The following is a 17259-nucleotide window of genomic DNA, read 5'->3' on the forward strand; positions in this document are numbered from 1 at the left end:
CTCGCCCCACTCGCAAGCGCTTTACCAAGTTTTATTTTACTTTTCTTCAGCTAGCTTCCGATTTAAGTAGTGGGCAAGCTTTTCTTTGGGGTAAATACCGGTCACTTTTTCCTTGGCAACTCCATCTTTAAAGAGAACTAAGCTTGGAATACTCATCACCTTATAGCGTTGAGGAATCGTCTCGCTCTGTTCAACATCGAACTGTACAAACTTTATCCGATCCCCAAATTCCTGTTCTAACTGTTCAAGAACGGGCGCCATGATCTTACACGGTCCACACCAATCAGCCCAAAAATCAACAAGGGTCATTGGTCCACCCAATTGTTCATCAAAATTTGCTGGTGTTGCTTCAATTGCCATTTACTTCTCCTTTGTCTTTGGCTTACGCCGTAAAAAGTGAATTGCGATCGTAGCGGCAAAAATTACTAAAATGAAAGTTCCAAAGGCACCCGACGAGATTTCAATATCAATCGCTGGCACGGTCAAGAAGAGCTTTACAGCAATCACTGCAATTAATAAATAAGCCATCGGTTCCAATTCTGGAATTTTACGCATTAGCTTCATAATCACTTCTGCAATTCCCCGCATACACAAGATCCCAATTAAGCCCCCGATTAAAACGATTACCGGGTTACTTGAGACTGCTAAGGCTGCTAATACTGAGTCAATTGAGAAAACAATATCCGTAAACTCAATCTGTGCTACTACGGCCCAAAACCGTTTCCGACCAGTTAATTTACTAGCGACGCGCTGTTTTTTTCGTTTATGAATTGGTTTCTTACCAAAAAACTTTACGTGGAAGAAACGGTAGGACATGTACATTAAGTAAGCTGCCCCTAAAGCTTTGATCTCCCAAAAATGAATAAGGTAAGTTCCAATTCCAATCACCACAAAACGGAACAAATATGAACCCCAAATCCCATAAAAAAGCGATTCTTCTTGTTCCCGTAAGGTTGGCAAGACCCGCGTCTGGGCCGCTAAAACCACCGCATTATCAACCGACAAAAGGCATTCCATCATAACTAACGACAGGATGATCAGCCAATCCTGTCCCGATGTAACCACCATTTTCCAGTTTTCAAAATCAAAAAAGGGCCCGTAGAGCTGTTGTAAAAGTGACAATTAAATCCTCCTTTATTAATCTGATTGCCATAATTTTACCAAATTATGCGGAAAAGCGGTAGGGATTGGAGCCTGAATTTCACAAACCTGATTGCTAAACGGTAAAACTAACTTTTGGGTAATCCCATGAAGTAACAGCTGTCCACTTTGAACTGGGTTATAAAGCGGATCACCAATAATCGGATGACCGCTGTAAGCTAAATGGACCCGTAGCTGATGGGTTCGGCCAGTCCCTAAAGTAAGGTGGACTAAAGACTGCTGTCCATTAGTCCCGACTACTTGATAATATGTCAAAGCAGTTTGCGCCCCGGACCCATTCACTTGTCGCTTCCGTTTATCAGCTAAATTCCGTCCAATTGGCCATGTAAACTGCCCTTGACTTTGATCAAACTGGCCCTCGACCACGGCTAAGTAAGCACGGTGAATTTTACCGGTACTAATTTGGCGATCCAGAATCGGCACCACCACTGGATTTTTGGCAACGATTACGGCTCCACTCGTAGCCTGGTCAATTCGATGAACCATATAAGCGGCGGCTTGCGGTTGCTTTTGGAGGTACCCAGCAACCTCATTCATTAACGTCCCCGTTTCCCCCTTTTGATTGGGATGGGTTTTCTGACCGGCAGGCTTATTCACTACTAAAAGGTCACGATTTTCATACAGAATTGATAATTGGGGGCTGCGATTCGGAACATAATTTGATGTTGGTGTCCGAAATTCATCCCCTAAAAAGGTTAGTTGAATCCGATCACCGACTGCGACCATTTGATTCATTGAATAATATTGGCCATTCACCAAAACATTTTGTCGGATCCGTAAATAATGGACAAATCGGTGGGGCAAAAGCCAAGTTCGCTCTAGTAATTGGCGAAGTGGTTGCTTTCCTTGGTGTTCACCTACCACTACATCTAGTTGCCATTGCATTTTTCTCTCCTATTATTTCCCAGGAAATTATTTTCCAAGCTAGAACTTTACTTTTGACAAAAATCAGTGTTGAATTAATTATAGGATACTGTTTTTGGAGGTGGAGCTCAATGTTAAGTTCAGTCAAAATTAATGCCCGGGGACACTGGGTTAGCGTCTTTGAGCCCCTCCCCCGGGAACGACAAGATCTTTATAACAAATATGAAGTTACCCCGGCCCTTTTAGATTATGCGATTGACCCTTACGAAAAGGCCCGGGTTGAAATTGATCGGGATGCTGGCGTAACCCTACTGATTTTTGACGTTTATGTACCTACTCACAAGCTTTCAGCTCCCCAAACAGCACCAATCGGGATTATGCTCACCAAAAACAACGTTCTAACTTTTACGAATGCTCAAACTAACTTTGTAAATGGTTTAATCGCCGAACATCTTCGTAAAATGAAGGCGCGGGGAGCAATTGCAGATCAGATTGACTTTATTTTGCCAATTCTCTATACGCTCTCGACCAATTACTTTCAACCAATTCGGCGGGCTGATATTCAACGCCAACAAATCCAACGAAGCTTGGAAGAGCGTACCGAGCGAAAAGCCATTTCCGAATTTTTGGAAATTGAAACGGGACTCGTCTATATTTTAACTTCCCTTCAAGGAAATGTTTCCCTTCTTCAAGAATTTCAACGGCGGTTCGCCACCCAAATGAGCCAAGACCAACAAGACGAACTTGATGATGTCATCATTGAAGCTCAGCAAGGTTTAGAGATGGCGCAAATGACTTCTGACGTTTCGGCACGGGTTTCTGACGCCTACAGTAAAGTCCTCGATTCAAACTTAAACCAAACCATGAAGTTATTAACAATCTTTTCAATTCTCGTTTCAATTCCCCCAATTGTTTCGGGTTTCTATGGTCAAAACGTCAAAACTCTTCCTTTTGCTAATGGTGACTGGGCTTGGCAAATTACCCTCATCATTACCATTATATTGATGGCAATTTCACTAATCTTCATGCGCCGGTGGTGGAAATAAAATGTTAACCCCTTATCAAGAGTTCTTTACCGGACGGCTGATACGGAATCGCTTTATGGACAACCAGGTAACATTTATCTTTACCAAATTCGGGGCCACTATTGCTTTGACGTTGTGGTTCAACCAATTAACATTCCCCAAGGAATTTTAATCCGCGGATTTGAACCCCATGGGGACAGTCCCAAATGGAAGCTAATCGGGGCCAAATTGGCTTAAATCTTAGTAATGGTCCGGCAAAATTAATTTCCAATATATTAAAGCAGATAATAAAGAAGGTGGGAAGAAACTTGAATTTCTTCCCACCTTCTTTGTCATCTCCGAATGTTACTCAGTAACTACGATCTAGCAATAATCAAGTGAATATTGCCTTTTTAACAACATCAGAATAATTACGATGTCCTTAAATTTACATTGACCGCTAGTAATCAGCTTTGGTGCGCTATATTCCAACCCAGCCATCGAGAATGGTTTTTGCTCGACCTTTTCCACTTAACGGGACTTACTTGTTATAGTTAGGGGCATCCTTAGTGATTTGAACATCATGAGGGTGTGATTCCCGTAAACCAGCGTTGGAAATTTGTACAAATTGAGCATTATCAATCAAGGATTGAATATCCGGAGCACCGCAGTACCCCATGCCGCTCCGCAGGCCACCAACCATTTGGAAGATGATGTCAGCAACGTCACCCTTGTATTCAACCCGAGCTTCAATTCCTTCCGGAACCAACTTATTAGCTTCGTTAACGCCACCTTGGAAGTAACGGTCAGAAGAACCATGCGCTTGCGCCATCGCTCCAACAGAACCCATACCACGGTAGGACTTGTACTTTTTACCATTATCTTCAAAGACTTCCCCTGGAGCTTCAGTCGTCCCAGAGAACATTGAGCCCAACATTACGGCATTTCCACCGGCAGCAATGGCTTTAACAATGTCACCTGAGTACTTAATCCCACCATCAGCAATGATTGGCTTACCGTATTCCTTAGCCGCCGTAGCAGCATCGTAAATTGCTGTGATTTGAGGAACCCCAACCCCAGCAATTACCCGCGTGGTACAAATTGAACCAGGACCGATCCCAACCTTGACAACATCAACTCCGGCATCAAAGAGGGCCCGCGTAGCATCACCAGTTGCGACGTTCCCAGCAATCAGAGTTTGCGTTGGGTAATGTTGACGGATTTCCTTAATCTTCCGTAATACCCCAGCAGAGTGACCATGAGCCGTATCGATAACAATCGCATCAGCCCCGGCTTCAAATAATGCTTCAGCCCGTTCAAAAGTGTCAGATGTAACCCCAACTGCAGCTGCAACCAAGAGACGGTTTTGATCATCAACGGCTGCCTTAGCAAAGTTTCCATTTAAGGAAACGCCCTTAACGTTGGCAACTTCACCAGCTTGGGCTTGGATCGACATGTTCTTGTGAATAACGCCAAGGCCCCCTTGTAAGGCCATGGCAATTGCCATTGAGCTTTCAGTAACCGTATCCATCCCGGCACTAATAAACGGTAAGTTCAACTTCAAGTTCTTGGCCAATTGAACACTTAAGTCAACTTCGTTCGGTAAAACATGGCTTTCCGCCGGAATCAATAACACGTCATCAAACGTAATTCCCTTTTTTGCGAACTTTGTATCCCAGTTTGACATTAATCTTACACTCCCTTATGAATTTTAAATCTGAATTGTGACTAGGATACTAGGAATTTACCTAATCGTCAAGGAAAATGTGGGAAAAGAAAAGCATCGCCACAGCTCTATATTTTCGCAACATTCTAGTTAAAAACCAGCCATCATTTTTTTATTTCCGAACTTAAAGAGCTTAACCTTAATATTTAGTTAGGAAATTAGCTATCAATTGCTCACTATTTACTTGAATCATATAATTATAGTCAACATCTTTAGAAGGAAGGTTTATTTTAATGAAAGCAATTCTTACAGTTATAGGTAAAGATCGAGTTGGGATCATTGCACAAGTTAGTCAACTTCTCGCCAAATATCAAGTTAATATCGTTGATGTTTCCCAAACCATTATGGACGACAATTTCGTTATGATGATGATGGTCACCATTCCTTTAGCTGATCAATTTGCGCAAATCGACGCTGAACTGGAAAACTTTGGCAATGAAGCCCACCTTGAAGTCAAGCTACGGAACACAAAGCTTTTTGAAGCAATGCATAACATCTAAGGAGCAACCATGGACGCAAAACAAATTCAAGAAACGACGCAGATGCTAGCTAGTGAAAACCTAGACATTCGGACTATCACAATGGGAATTTCACTTCTGGACTGTATCGATAGTAATAGTGACCGAGCCTGCCAAAAAATTTATGATAAAGTCACCACTAAAGCGCAAAACCTGGTTAAAGTTGGACAACAAATTGAAAGCAAGTACGGTATTCCCATCGCTAACAAGCGCGTCACAGTGACTCCAATTTCATTAATCGCTGCGGCTTCGGGAGATCATGACTACGTTAAGTATGCTAAGGTACTTGATCAAGCAGCCAAAACGCTAGGAATTGATTTTATCGGTGGCTTCTCAGCCTTAGTTGAAAAAGGGTATCAAGCTGGCGACCAGGTGCTAATAAAATCCCTTCCAGCAGCGTTAGCAGAAACGAACTACGTTTGTGCTTCAGTCAATGTAGGATCTTCTAAGAGCGGAATTAACATGGACGCAGTCGCTGACCTTGGCGAAGCAGTAGTTGCGGGATCCAAATTAGACGTGATGACCAATGCTAAACTCGTGATATTTTGTAACGCTGTCCAAGACAATCCCTTCATGGCCGGTGGCTTTCATGGAGTAAGCGAACCAGATGTCGTTATCAACGCTGGCGTTTCAGGCCCGGGCGTTATTAAGGCGGCCCTTGAAAAAGTTAAGGGCGCCCCCATGGATGTGGTCGCTGAAACCATCAAAAAAACTGCTTTTAAGATTACCCGGATGGGGCAATTAGTGGGAAGTGTGGCGGCCGATCAACTTGGCGTTCCGTTCGGGATAGTTGATCTTTCGCTTGCTCCTACTCCCCTCCCCGGTGATTCTGTTGCTGAAGTTTTGGAAGAAATTGGGGTTGCCCAAGTTGGTACGCATGGCACCACGGCTGCCCTAGCAATGCTTAATGACGCCGTTAAAAAGGGTGGTGTCATGGCTTGCAGTCATGTTGGTGGCCTTTCCGGAGCTTTCATTCCTGTTTCTGAAGATGCTGGTATGATTAAATCAGTCGTTGCTGGTAACCTTTCAATCGCCAAACTTGAAGCAATGACCGCTGTTTGTTCGGTTGGTCTTGACATGATTGCTATTCCTGGCGACACTCCGAAGGAAACCATTAGTGCCATGATTGCTGATGAAGCCGCCATCGGTATGATTAATAATAAAACTACTGCAGTCCGAGTAATTCCAGTTCCTGGCAAGCAGGTTGGTGAAACCGTTAAATTTGGTGGCCTGCTTGGTCATGCTCCGATTATGGCTGTTAACCCAGCCGTTAGCAATCGTCTTATTCATCGCGGTGGCCTAATTCCAGCTCCAATTCATAGCTTTAAGAATTAGTTTCATCTTATTTTTCACAAAAAAGAGAGTAAAAGATGAACAACCGCACGTATTGTTTTTCTTCCATACAAAGAAACCCCCTAACTAAGATTTGATGTCTTCAGTATCGGGGGTTCGCCATGTGATTAATAGACGTGTCATTATTCACCGCTTACGATTTATAGTCGATAATTAATTATTATAAAACAATAACCCCTAATCAGATAATATGTCTAACTAGGGGTTATTTATCACAAATGAACCCTAACGATAAATAGCGTGACTTATATAGGCGAACAACAAACTAATTAGATATGGTATTCATAGCAATGTAACAAAATAAGTCAATATTTGCAGAGCTAAATAAAGTTAGGACAATATATTAATACTTAGCAATATGCTTTTTAATCAAAATATAGTGACCCCAATTTTGATAACTAATGTTGAATATATCGATAAGTACTATATAGAATATGAGGAATAGCAGTCCTATAATAGTAGTTGCAATAAATGCCATGAACTTGGTTTTTTCATAAAAGAACGGTGTAAATAAAGTATGACAACCAAAAACGATAGATAGGAATAATAGGTTTAAAACAATTACTTTAAGATGGCTTCGAAAATTAATTTTAAAAAGCTTTATTAATTTGGAATAAGCAAGAATACCAACGAATAGAAAAGCAAAGTCAGTAGTAATTATGGCCCCGTCTCCTTGGAATAAATATACTAATGGATACTGTAAAATTAACTTTATTAGTATGCCTATACACATATATGCCATAGCTTTTTTACTATATCGGAGTCCTTGTAAAACAGTGAGGCCGTTAATTCCTAGTGCCATAATAAGTGCTTGTAAAATGTTTAACTGTAAATATCTACTACCTAGAATGCTATTTTCGTAGAAAAGGCAATTAATATTATAAGAAGTGCTGATAAGTATAATAGTTATTGGCAATAAGACTAATAAAATATACTCTGTGTTTTGTGAAATAAGAGATTTAATTTTAATTTTTTCTTTCTTATTAGCAGCTAGCAGTGGAAGACTTGTTTCTGATATAGAGGTAGCTAAAGCAATTATGACAGTAGTAATTTTATTGGGGTTTGCAGAAAATAATGTATGTATATTGAATCTTTAATAATGAGTATCCCAAAAGGTTATTCATTATTTGTTTAAAAAACACTTGATCTATTAATTGAGTGATGGTTATGCCGGAGCCTACTAATAAGAATGGAATCGATTCAAGGAGTGTTAGACGAGTTAATTTGAAAATCTTTGTTAAACTAATTAACTTTATATCAAACTCGTTTTGGTAATTCTTGAAATAATATTTACATAAATAAAATAGGCTTGCTAATGCACCTATAAAAGCAGCAAAGACACTTGTTTGCACTGCAATAACAAAAGAAAATTTTAGTATATAAAGAACAAAGAATGTAGAAACAAGGATAAATAAAATACGAATAAATTGTTCGATTACTTGGGATAATCCAAAGGGTTTAAGATCTTGATTTCCTTGAAGCCACCCACGGATAACACTCATTACTGGAATAATAAATAGAGTGGGGGATAGTATCTTAATTGTTCTGACTGCATCATGATATGAAGTAACAGGACTATTTTTAGCAATTAAAGGTGACAAGCTAAATAGTAAAGTAGCACAAATGATACCAGAAACTCCCATTATAATTAAGCCAGAATAAAACAAAGAGTTACTCTCTTGATATTGTTTGTTACTTTTATATAATGCTACCCGTCTTGCTATGGCAGAAGGAAATCCAGCAGTTCCTAGTGAAATAAATAAAGCATATGGTGTATAAGCGCTATTAAATAAAGCTTGGGCTGACGCTATATTTGTATGACCTATCATTATAAGCCAGGGAATTAAATAAATAACTCCCAATATCCTTGAAATAATACTCCCAAAAGAAAGCCAAAAAGCTCCTGAAATAATTTTATCGTTCATTATTTTCCACCAGACTTGATTAATTTAATAGTTGATAACATTGATTGCTCTGAAGTAATTCAGTATGAGTACCTATTCCTATAAGTGAACCGTCTTTAAATAGTAATATTTTATCAGTTTTTTTGTAATTTCCATGTGATGGACAATAAAATGATGGTTTTATTCTTTAGTGATAATAAACGATTTAGTATTTTTCTTTCTGTTAATTTATCAAGAGAACTAGTAGATTCGTCTAAAATTAAGAACTTTTGAATTAGAAAGTAAAGCTCTTGCTAGGGCAAGTCGTTGCCTTTGACCACCAAAGTCCAATTTTTGGAAAGCATCGTGTTAAATTTTTGCGGCATATTTTCTATATCAGATGTTAGGTTAACTAGATCGCAAATATATTTAATTTTTCCATGGGCACCTTATTATCTAGACCGTATAATAAATTATCCAGTATAGTATCTTTAAACAAAAAAGGCGTTTGTGGAACATATTGCACTAGTCTACGGATGGTCGATATTGATAATTCTTCAATAGGGTAATTATCGTAAAGTATCGTGCCAGTCTTTAATTGATATAATCCTGATAACACTTTTCCTAAAGTAGTTTTACCTGATCCTGAGCTACTAACTATAGCAATCTCTGATTGGGGTGTGATTGAAAAAGAAACGTTTGATAACCGCACGTATTGTTTTTTTCTTCCATACAAAGAGACCCCCTAACTAAGATTTGATATTTTCAGTATCGGGGGTTCGCCATGTGATTAATAGACGTGTCATTATTCACCGCTTACAAAAGAGAAAGGCTGGGGGAAGAAGGTTAGATTTCTTCCCCCAGCCTTTCTCTTACCTCTGAATATTACACAGAGACTACGGTTGAAAAACCACTTATTTTCGCCCGATTCAATTTTCAAGATTGTTGCTAATTCCGCCGCCGTTGGCTCCCAAAGAGGGCATTGGTAATATTAAACTTCGACCGTAAGTAAAGGTCACCAGCAAAACCAGCTAACCCGAGGATAACGTAGACCCACTTGTTAAGCACAGGGTTAATCACGTTTGGCATTAAAGCCGTTAAACCGTAAACCGCAATCCAAGTTACTAATCCAAGAATAATCACTGCTGTCCGGTACCAAAGTGATCGCTTAACTAGTCGGCCGTTAGCGTCAACCTTAGGCCGAATCAACTTCATTAAGCAACCAAAGAGCGCCCCACCAGCTAAGGCAACGATAATAATTGCCGTTAACCCAGCGTTTCCGTTATGACCACCTGGGGCCAGGGCCTTAGGACTCGTAAAGGCAAGGACTCCAAACATAATCGTAAAGATAGCAAAGAACATCAAGGCATTATCCGCTGCCAACATCCAAATATTGGTATTTTCTTGCTTAGCCTCAACTTCCTTCTTTGGATGTAGCAATTCATGGGCATAGGCCGTTGGAGTCCCAAACATCCCCTTTGCCGTCTTGGCCGTCTTTTGGCCTTCCAAAAGAGCGTCCATCGTCTGTTGGATCAATGCTGATTTCTTTTCGGCCGTTGCTCCTTGAGCATCCAACTGCTTATTCAGTTGGAACATAAACTCTTCGTTCTTCCGGGTTAAACCATACTCTTGAAAAGCCCGGCCCGTTGCTTGTTGTTCTTGCTTTTGATGTTGCTTTTGCCGTTCACCAGCCGCCGCATTCCGTCCTTGTTCACTCACAATAAAAAACTCCTCTTAATTAACCATCACCGCTAAATTAAACATTAAAGCGGAATTCTACAATGTCTCCATCTTGCATGACATAGTCTTTTCCTTCTAGGCGAAGCTTTCCGGCTTCCTTGACCTTAGCTGGCGAACCATATTCGTCTAGGTCGCTAAAGGACATTACTTCAGCCCGGATAAAGCCCCGTTCAAAGTCAGAGTGGATAATCCCGGCCGCTTGCGGAGCCTTCGTTCCCCGCCGGAAAGTCCAAGCCCGGGTTTCCTTACCCCCAGCCGTGAAGAAAGTTTCAAGACCTAGCAGCTTATAGGCCGCCCGAATCAACCGATTCAAGCCCGGTTCCTCAACACCTTCCATTTCCAGGAAGTCCTGCTTTTCTGCTTCATCCATTTCAGCAATTTGTTCTTCGGCAGCTGCCGAAACGCCAATGACTTCCCCTTCGCCGTTAACGTGTTCCCGAATGGCATCCATGTACTTATTACCATCCGGATTAGCCATGTCTTCTTCACCAATATTAGCAACATAAAGAACTGGTTTTGTGGTTAAGAGGAATAAGCCCTTCACAATCTTCTTTTCATCATCATCAAAGTCAATCGTCCGTGCACTCTTACCATCTTCAAGGACTGGCTTCAGCTTTTCAAGGACCGCTAATTCAGCTAAGGCATCCTTGTCCCGTCCTTTAGCGGCCCGTTGAACCTTAGCAAGGCGATTATTAACGGCCTCCAAGTCAGCCATGATCAATTCCAAGTTGATGGTATCGATATCATCAATCGGATCAACCTTCCCCGTTACGTGGGTAATATCGTCATCATCAAAGGCCCGCACAACGTGAACAATCGCATCTGTTTGTCGAATATTTTCAAGGAACTTGTTCCCAAGACCTTCCCCTTTCGACGCCCCTTTGACAATCCCGGCAATATCAGTAAATTCAAAGGTCGTTGGCACAATCTTTTTGGCGGGAATCAGCTCATCAATCCGGTCTAACCGATTGTCTGGAACTTCCACCATTCCCACATTTGGTTCGATTGTGGCAAAGGGGTAGTTAGCCATTTCAGCTCCGGCCTTCGTAATTGCGTTAAACAAAGTTGACTTCCCGACGTTTGGAAGCCCAATAATCCCTGCAGTTAATGACATAGTAATTCTAGTTCCTTTCTCTTAATGCGCTTCGTTTGCTTCTTGATTAGCGGGTTCAAGGACCTTTTTAATCCGCTTGTTAAAGTGATACCGATCCATCATTACAATGTGACCACAGCCCGTACATTCAATCTTCATGTCTGCGCCAACCCGGATAATCTTCCAGCGATTAACCCCACATGGATGCGGCTTTTTCATCATTACAATATCGTTTAATTCGTATTCAACCATGCTTAGCCCTCCATAATTAATCGAAACTTACCCCTAATAATTCCAAAACCCGATTTAACTCGTCAGTTGACTGGTACGGAATTTCAATTTTTCCGTGATCAGGTTGGTTACCGCTAAAGGAAACCTTCGTCCCAAACCGCCGTTGGAGTTGGTCAGTTGCTTCTCGCAGATAAGGGTTAAGCTTTGGCGCTGGTTTAGCTTGCTTAACCGGTTTTACCTGCCCATTTTCCTTCGCCACAATTTCTTCTAGTTGCCGAACCGTTAAGTTTTCCCTAACGGCCCGCTTAGCTAAGGTAACCACTGCCGACTTATCCTTTAGGCCGAGCAAAGTCCGAGCCTGTCCCATTGAGAGTTGTCGCTTAGCCACTAACTCCTTAACTGTATCAGGAAGCCCCAATAAGCGAAGGTAGTTAGCGATATACGGCCGCGACTTGCCAAGGCGACTAGCAACTTCCGCCTGAGTCAAGTTCAATTTTTCAATTAACGTTTGGTAAGCTTGAGCCTCTTCTAGTGGCGTTAAGTCTTCTCGTTGGAGGTTTTCTAAAACGGCAACTTCCATCATCTCCGCATCATTCATCTGGCGAATGATTGCGGGAATTGTCCTTTGGTGAGCCAATTCGGAAGCCCGAAAACGTCGCTCACCAGCGATTAATTCATACCGCGCTAGTTTTGGATCTGGTTGCCGTAAAATTACCGGTTGGAAAACTCCCGATTTTTTAATTGAGTCAGCTAACTCGGCTAACGTTTCCTGATCAAAGCTCCGCCGGGGTTGGTACGGATTGGGACGAATTTCTTTTAAGGCCACCTCTTCAATCACTTCACCAGCGGCTTCTTTCGCCATCAAAGCTTCCATGTTTTTCTTTAAGCGTAAACGTTTTTTCCCTCTTGCCATTCCTTATCATCCATTCTATTTATTGCTATCATTTTGTGGACGCACTGTAATCGTCAATTGATAGCCGTCTGCAAGTTTCTTTTGCCGGACTGTTGCTTTAAAGCCGTTATCCTTCACCAACTTAACCGACTTTTTAATTGTGTTAATCGCAATTTCCGGATCACTAACACTAATCTTTGCCTTTTTCTTCGAAGCTTTCTTTTTAACCCCTTTAGGCGATGTAGCTGGCGTTTCTTTAGGCGTGGTCACCAGCGTTTCATTAGCTAAGGGGGCTTCTTCTTTCACTGGAGGAATTGGTTTAGTTGCTAGATCCGTTGGCAAGACCTGGCCTTGTAATTCAGCAACTGCTTGTTCAGTCTGACGAACATTAAGCTTTTCGTTGACGATCCGCATTAACATATTGCGTTGTTCATCATCAGTTAAACCTAAGAGGGCCCGCCCGTGACGTTCAGTAATCATCCCGTCAAGAATTGCGTTTTGAACCGGTTCAATCAAGTTTAATAACCGCAGTTTATTCGCTACTGTGGACTGACTTTTGCCAACCCCTTTCGCCAAGGTTTGCTGGGTTAAGTGATTCAAGTCCATCAATTTCTTATAAGCCCGAGCTTCTTCAACTGAACTCAATTGGGCCCGTTGCAAGTTTTCAATTAAAGCTAAGGAAGCTGATTCCTTATCACTCATCTTTTCAACAATTGCCGGGGCCTTTTCCCATTCTAGCAGTTGCATTGCTCGAAAACGCCGCTCGCCAGCGATGATTTCGTACTTAGCTGCCTTATATTCCCGCAAAATAATCGGTTGTAGCAATCCGTGCTCTTCAATTGTATGGGCAAGTTCTTGAATTTCGTGCTTATCGAAAACTTGCCGCGGTTGATACCGATTTGGCTCAATTTGCTTGAGTGGAATTTCAACCACCTGATTTTTGGCCGGTGTTGATTTTGAACCGAAATTAAATAATGAAAATGCCATGTTTCTCCCCCTACTTTAATGGCTTTTTACTTGGTAAACCAGGCCGCCGTGGATATTTCTTCGGTGTTGCCGCTACCTTATTAATAAGAATGAGGTTTCGTTGTTCCGGTTCTGGTTTAGTTGGTAAAACCAGTTGCATTGTTGTACTGACCTTCCCACCCAAAGTGGTAATTGCTTTTTGGGCGTCTTGAAGCTCCTCGGCAGCGGCAGCAGCTTTATAAGCCAAGAACTCACCACCAACCTTGACGGCTGGCAAACACAACTCACTCAAAACACTTAGTCGCGCCACTGCTCGCGCGGTTACCAAGTCAAATTGTTCCCGGTAATCACTTTGCTTATTGCTAAAATCTTCGGCTCGGGCATGAACTAATTCAACCTCCGTCAATCCTAGCCTGCCAACCAGTTCCCGTAAAAAGTCGATTCGTTTATTTAACGAATCCACAATCGTTACCTTTAATTGTGGAAAAGCGATCTTTAATGGTAATGACGGAAAACCAGCTCCCGCTCCAATATCGCATAAACGAAGGGATAATTCTTTTAACTTCGGTTCCGCAAACGCCCCCATGATTGAATCATAAAAGTGTTTTAAGTACACATCTTCCTCGGCGGTGATTCGGGTTAAGTTAAGGTGTTGATTAACTTCAATTAAATAATGATAGTATTGATCAAATTGGGCCATTTGGGTAGCATCTAAATCAATCCCCATTTGGGCTAAGGCCGCTTGAAATTGTTCTGGCTTCATTTTATTCGTCCTTTCCGTGGAACATTAATGTTTCACGCTCTTTTTAACTTTATCCTATTTTCCGCTTCAATTCAACCATTCCCAATATTTCCCGGGTAATATTTTCCCTCAAAAAAGGCTACCAATCCAATTCATGTCAAAGCTAAGTTTGCTTTGGCACTAAATTAGAAATTGGTAGCCTAAATTAATTATTAAGTCTAGCAGATTTTCTCTCGTCCTACTTCATATGTGAGACTTCTTCTAAGAACCACTTATTGAAGGCATCGGCATCAATATCGACACATACTTCAGCATTCGTCTTACCATCATGATAAGCGCCCCGGATATCGGCGACCATCCCACCAATTGCGGGGCCATCAGTTTGGATGTCGACCCATAACTTCTTTGTAGTGTAAGCTTCTGGGTGAAGTAAGTAGAAGATCGTGTTAACATCGTGCATTGGGTGACCATCACCACTAACGTCATTGTAATGGCTAATCAAGCCGTACAACATCTTCCCGGTTTCATTCATCGTCTTCAAAGCGTTAAGAGTTTCTGACGTAATTAGGGCCTTTAAGGTTACGTCCAGGCCAACCGTAACAATCGGTACCCCAGAATTATACATAATCTTAGCCGCATCTGGGTCAGTGAAGACGTTAAATTCGGCAATACTGGTCATGTTTCCACCAGAAATGGAGCCACCCATAGCAACAATCTTTTTGATGTGCGACTTAACTTCTGGATATTGGCTAAAGAGTAAGGCAATGTTGGTGTAAGAGCCAGTTGGCACCAAAATCACTTCATCTTCGGCCATGATTGCGTCATGCAAAGCTTCAACCGCTGACTTCTTGATTGGTTCACCATAGTCATCACCAAAGTCGTAACCTTCCATTCCAGAAGCCCCATGAATCCGGGCCGCATCTTCAAATGGCTTGATTAATGGTTGTTGAGCGCCCATGGCAACTGGAATTTCCTTGTCCTTACCAAAGAAGTGAACAATCTTTAAGGCATTCGCCGTCGTCTTATCAACGGTAACATTCCCAGCAACTGCCGTAACCAACTTCAAATCAATTGCAGGGTCATTAATAGCCATCGTTAAAGCAGCTGCGTCATCAATCCCTGGGTCAGTGTCCATAATAATTTTCATGGTCATGATAATTCCTCCTTAAATTAGCTGTAAACGCTTTTACTAAGTGGTAAAAAGAAAGGGCTGGGAAGAAATTCAAGTTTCTCTCCAGCCTCTTTAACATCTCCGAATCTTATTCGGAAACTACGGTCGAAAACTGCGGCCTTAGTGGATAAGTTCAAACCGCAAAACGATTTTAGCAAAGCAACCTTTGCTTTTCTTATCCTTTCTAGGCCGTCAAGCAGGTTTTCTCCCGACCGCTCTTTTTTATTGACTACCAAGCAAAGAGGCCAACGAAGGCTGCTGAAAGCAGTGATACTAAGATCCCTGACAGCAAAAGGTAACCAATATTTTGTGCGATGTAGTCGTTATCTTCCTTACCAACAAGTCCTTTAAAGGCCCCGATAATCATTCCGAGCGTTCCAAAGTTAGCAAATGAAGTTACGAAGGTTGTCAAAACAGCCTTGTAGTGTTCTGGGTAATGCATGATTGAACCAGTTACCTTACCCATAACAACGAATTCGTTCGTAACTAACTTCATCCCCATATCTTGGGCTAAGCCCCAGGCTTGGTCGAGTGGTAACCCCATCAACCAAGCAAATGGGAACATAATCACCCCAAGGATGCTTTCCAAGGAGATCGGTTGCCCAGCAAATGGCTTCCCAAAGAGCGCCAAGATGGCATCAATCAAAGCAGCTAAAGCAACAAAGGCAACAACGTTAGCAATAATGATTAAAATCAGCTTACCAGCGCCCAAGATGGAGTCCCCAAGGAAGCTAAAGAATGGTTCCTTCTTGCCATCTTCATTAGCCTTAACCGTTTCAATGGTATCTTCTTCTTCTGAAACGTGAATTGGGTTTAAAATGGTTGTCGCAATCAAAGCGTTAACAATGTTAATTGGAACGGCTGTCAAAATATATTGACCAGGCATCATTTCAATATAAGCTCCAAGAATTGATGCCGTAACACAGCTCATGGACATCATGGCAATCGTTAAGTTCCGTTCCTTGTTCATCTTCCGAAGTTGCATCCCAGAGATGGCAAGCACTTCAGTGTTTCCTAAGAACATCATTTCAACTGCAAAGAAAGATTCGAACTTTGGTTGACCAGTAATAAAGGAAAGACCCTTCCCAATCCACTTAATGATCCAAGGTAATAATCCGATATAAGTCAAGATATCAAACATTGGAACAATCATCAGGATTGGCATCAAAGCCGAACAAATGAAGTTAAGGTTCTTGGCATCATACCAACCACCAAGAGCAAACACAGTCCCCTTTGCGGAGACGTTAACAATCCAAGCAAAGCCATCAGCTGCTGCCTTAACCCCGGCCCGACCAGCAGGAGAACTAGTCAAGAACCAAGCAAGAATTAAGTTCAAGACAACCATGATACCAACGGCCTTCCAGTTAATCTCTTTCTTCCTCTTGGAGAATAAGAAAGCCACTCCCAAGAAGATGATTAACCCAAGAATATTAATTGCAAGATACATGGATCTAACACCTTTCTATAAAAATACAAGAATAAATGCAAATCATAAGATTCCGTCAGTGTAAGCGCTAGCAAAATCTTATTACTGAAATAAATATACCGGGTGTTGGCAAACTTGTAAACCCACCCAAAATTCCCAACTTTGTGAAATTACTATAACATTTCCCTGAAATGTTCGTCGATATACCGTTTTACTTGGAGAATGAAACCGTATCACCAAAGATAACGGTTTCACAAACTTACCGAAATTTTTTTATTTTTTTCTAGTGAAGACTTATCTAGACCATTTTTGCTTATTAGTGATATTTTAAAATAACACAAACAATTTCAACTCTAATAGAGAAATTATTCCGATTCAACCACCTAATTGCGCTAAGTATTTTCCTTTTACGTAAAACATTTTACTTTTTTATCTTTGTATTCGCTAACAATCAAATTTTTGCAGAGAATCCTTATTTTTAGTCATTAG

Annotated in this window: 17 protein-coding genes and 1 pseudogene; 4 read left to right on the forward strand and 14 right to left on the reverse strand. The window is 41.4% G+C overall.

Features of this window, described 5'->3' with window-relative positions; genetic code table 11:
- Positions 1 to 36: 36 nt before the first annotated feature.
- Genes trxA through H5993_RS00090 form a run of 3 tightly spaced genes read right to left on the reverse strand, consistent with a single transcriptional unit; the run spans position 37 to position 2046 of the window.
- The gene (gene trxA / locus H5993_RS00080) at positions 37 to 360 is read right to left on the reverse strand and encodes a thioredoxin (RefSeq protein WP_180870841.1); all 324 of its coding nucleotides are present in this window, start codon (positions 358 to 360) and stop codon (positions 37 to 39) included.
- Entirely contained in the window at positions 361 to 1122 is a 762-nt protein-coding gene (locus H5993_RS00085; RefSeq protein ID WP_204775739.1) for a TerC family protein, read from the reverse strand. It abuts the gene before it with no gap.
- 15 nt (positions 1123 to 1137) lie between these two features.
- The gene (locus tag H5993_RS00090; RefSeq protein WP_204775740.1) at positions 1138 to 2046 is read right to left on the reverse strand and encodes an RluA family pseudouridine synthase; all 909 of its coding nucleotides are present in this window, start codon (positions 2044 to 2046) and stop codon (positions 1138 to 1140) included.
- Positions 2047 to 2156: 110 nt separating this feature from the next.
- Between H5993_RS00090 and H5993_RS00095 the strand changes: the two genes are divergently transcribed.
- Together H5993_RS00095 and H5993_RS00100 are read left to right on the forward strand one after the other, a co-directional pair.
- Positions 2157 to 3071, forward strand: coding sequence for a magnesium transporter CorA family protein (locus H5993_RS00095; RefSeq protein WP_180870846.1), 915 nt, complete (start codon positions 2157 to 2159; stop codon positions 3069 to 3071).
- A 30-nt stretch (positions 3072 to 3101) separates the two neighbouring features.
- Positions 3102 to 3316, forward strand: a pseudogene (locus tag H5993_RS00100) (DNA-3-methyladenine glycosylase); the annotation flags it as partial.
- Between the two features lie 254 nt (positions 3317 to 3570).
- Here the strand turns inward: H5993_RS00100 and guaB are convergent.
- A complete protein-coding gene (guaB, locus tag H5993_RS00105) occupies positions 3571 to 4716 on the reverse strand; it encodes an IMP dehydrogenase (protein WP_180870848.1) in 1146 nt (381 codons plus the stop codon).
- A gap of 272 nt (positions 4717 to 4988) precedes the next feature.
- On the opposite strand from guaB, the gene H5993_RS00110 reads away from it, so the two are divergent.
- Both H5993_RS00110 and H5993_RS00115 read left to right on the forward strand, forming a co-directional pair.
- A complete protein-coding gene (locus H5993_RS00110; RefSeq protein WP_204775741.1) occupies positions 4989 to 5255 on the forward strand; it encodes an ACT domain-containing protein in 267 nt (88 codons plus the stop codon).
- A 9-nt stretch (positions 5256 to 5264) separates the two neighbouring features.
- Positions 5265 to 6608 carry a PFL family protein gene (locus H5993_RS00115; RefSeq protein ID WP_204775742.1) on the forward strand — a complete coding sequence of 448 codons (1344 nt, stop codon included), beginning with the start codon at positions 5265 to 5267 and terminating at the stop codon, positions 6606 to 6608.
- A 1070-nt stretch (positions 6609 to 7678) separates the two neighbouring features.
- Here H5993_RS00115 and H5993_RS00125 read toward each other — a convergent pair.
- From H5993_RS00125 to H5993_RS00170, 10 genes are all read right to left on the reverse strand, one after another.
- Entirely contained in the window at positions 7679 to 8551 is an 873-nt protein-coding gene (locus H5993_RS00125) for an oligosaccharide flippase family protein (protein WP_204775744.1), read from the reverse strand.
- A 370-nt stretch (positions 8552 to 8921) separates the two neighbouring features.
- Positions 8922 to 9245: an ATP-binding cassette domain-containing protein gene (locus tag H5993_RS00130; protein ID WP_204775745.1), complete on the reverse strand. Its 324-nt coding sequence runs from the start codon at positions 9243 to 9245 to the stop codon at positions 8922 to 8924.
- A 212-nt stretch (positions 9246 to 9457) separates the two neighbouring features.
- Positions 9458 to 10228 carry a DUF1129 domain-containing protein gene (locus H5993_RS00135; RefSeq protein ID WP_180870850.1) on the reverse strand — a complete coding sequence of 257 codons (771 nt, stop codon included), beginning with the start codon at positions 10226 to 10228 and terminating at the stop codon, positions 9458 to 9460.
- 37 nt (positions 10229 to 10265) lie between these two features.
- Complete coding sequence (ychF, locus tag H5993_RS00140) at positions 10266 to 11363, reverse strand: redox-regulated ATPase YchF (RefSeq protein WP_204775746.1); 1098 nt, start codon at positions 11361 to 11363, stop codon at positions 10266 to 10268.
- 21 nt (positions 11364 to 11384) lie between these two features.
- Entirely contained in the window at positions 11385 to 11594 is a 210-nt protein-coding gene (locus H5993_RS00145; protein ID WP_180870853.1) for a DUF951 domain-containing protein, read from the reverse strand.
- 16 nt (positions 11595 to 11610) lie between these two features.
- Positions 11611 to 12486, reverse strand: a complete 876-nt coding sequence (locus H5993_RS00150; protein WP_204775747.1) for a ParB/RepB/Spo0J family partition protein — start codon at positions 12484 to 12486, stop codon at positions 11611 to 11613.
- 15 nt (positions 12487 to 12501) lie between these two features.
- Entirely contained in the window at positions 12502 to 13452 is a 951-nt protein-coding gene (locus H5993_RS00155) for a ParB/RepB/Spo0J family partition protein (RefSeq protein WP_204775748.1), read from the reverse strand.
- A 10-nt stretch (positions 13453 to 13462) separates the two neighbouring features.
- Positions 13463 to 14194, reverse strand: coding sequence for a 16S rRNA (guanine(527)-N(7))-methyltransferase RsmG (gene rsmG / locus H5993_RS00160; protein WP_204775749.1), 732 nt, complete (start codon positions 14192 to 14194; stop codon positions 13463 to 13465).
- Positions 14195 to 14411: 217 nt separating this feature from the next.
- A complete protein-coding gene (gene rihC, locus H5993_RS00165) occupies positions 14412 to 15326 on the reverse strand; it encodes a ribonucleoside hydrolase RihC (RefSeq protein ID WP_204775750.1) in 915 nt (304 codons plus the stop codon).
- A 247-nt stretch (positions 15327 to 15573) separates the two neighbouring features.
- Entirely contained in the window at positions 15574 to 16791 is a 1218-nt protein-coding gene (locus H5993_RS00170) for a NupC/NupG family nucleoside CNT transporter (RefSeq protein WP_204775751.1), read from the reverse strand.
- Between the last annotated feature and the right edge of the window lie 468 nt (positions 16792 to 17259).

The sequence above is a fragment of the Limosilactobacillus alvi genome (genome assembly GCF_016900115.1).
Lineage (GTDB): Bacteria > Bacillota > Bacilli > Lactobacillales > Lactobacillaceae > Limosilactobacillus > Limosilactobacillus alvi.

Coding starts and splice junctions, on each gene's coding strand:
- H5993_RS00155 (WP_204775748.1), bottom strand. CDS start 13,452: ATGGCATTTTCATTATTTAATTTCGGTTCAAAATCAACACCGGCCAAA.
- rihC (WP_204775750.1), bottom strand. CDS start 15,326: ATGACCATGAAAATTATTATGGACACTGACCCAGGGATTGATGACGCA.
- H5993_RS00095 (WP_180870846.1), top strand. CDS start 2,157: ATGTTAAGTTCAGTCAAAATTAATGCCCGGGGACACTGGGTTAGCGTC.
- guaB (WP_180870848.1), bottom strand. CDS start 4,716: ATGTCAAACTGGGATACAAAGTTCGCAAAAAAGGGAATTACGTTTGAT.
- rsmG (WP_204775749.1), bottom strand. CDS start 14,194: ATGAAGCCAGAACAATTTCAAGCGGCCTTAGCCCAAATGGGGATTGAT.
- H5993_RS00090 (WP_204775740.1), bottom strand. CDS start 2,046: ATGCAATGGCAACTAGATGTAGTGGTAGGTGAACACCAAGGAAAGCAA.
- H5993_RS00145 (WP_180870853.1), bottom strand. CDS start 11,594: ATGGTTGAATACGAATTAAACGATATTGTAATGATGAAAAAGCCGCAT.
- H5993_RS00150 (WP_204775747.1), bottom strand. CDS start 12,486: ATGGCAAGAGGGAAAAAACGTTTACGCTTAAAGAAAAACATGGAAGCT.
- H5993_RS00110 (WP_204775741.1), top strand. CDS start 4,989: ATGAAAGCAATTCTTACAGTTATAGGTAAAGATCGAGTTGGGATCATT.
- H5993_RS00125 (WP_204775744.1), bottom strand. CDS start 8,551: ATGAACGATAAAATTATTTCAGGAGCTTTTTGGCTTTCTTTTGGGAGT.
- trxA (WP_180870841.1), bottom strand. CDS start 360: ATGGCAATTGAAGCAACACCAGCAAATTTTGATGAACAATTGGGTGGA.
- H5993_RS00115 (WP_204775742.1), top strand. CDS start 5,265: ATGGACGCAAAACAAATTCAAGAAACGACGCAGATGCTAGCTAGTGAA.
- H5993_RS00170 (WP_204775751.1), bottom strand. CDS start 16,791: ATGTATCTTGCAATTAATATTCTTGGGTTAATCATCTTCTTGGGAGTG.
- ychF (WP_204775746.1), bottom strand. CDS start 11,363: ATGTCATTAACTGCAGGGATTATTGGGCTTCCAAACGTCGGGAAGTCA.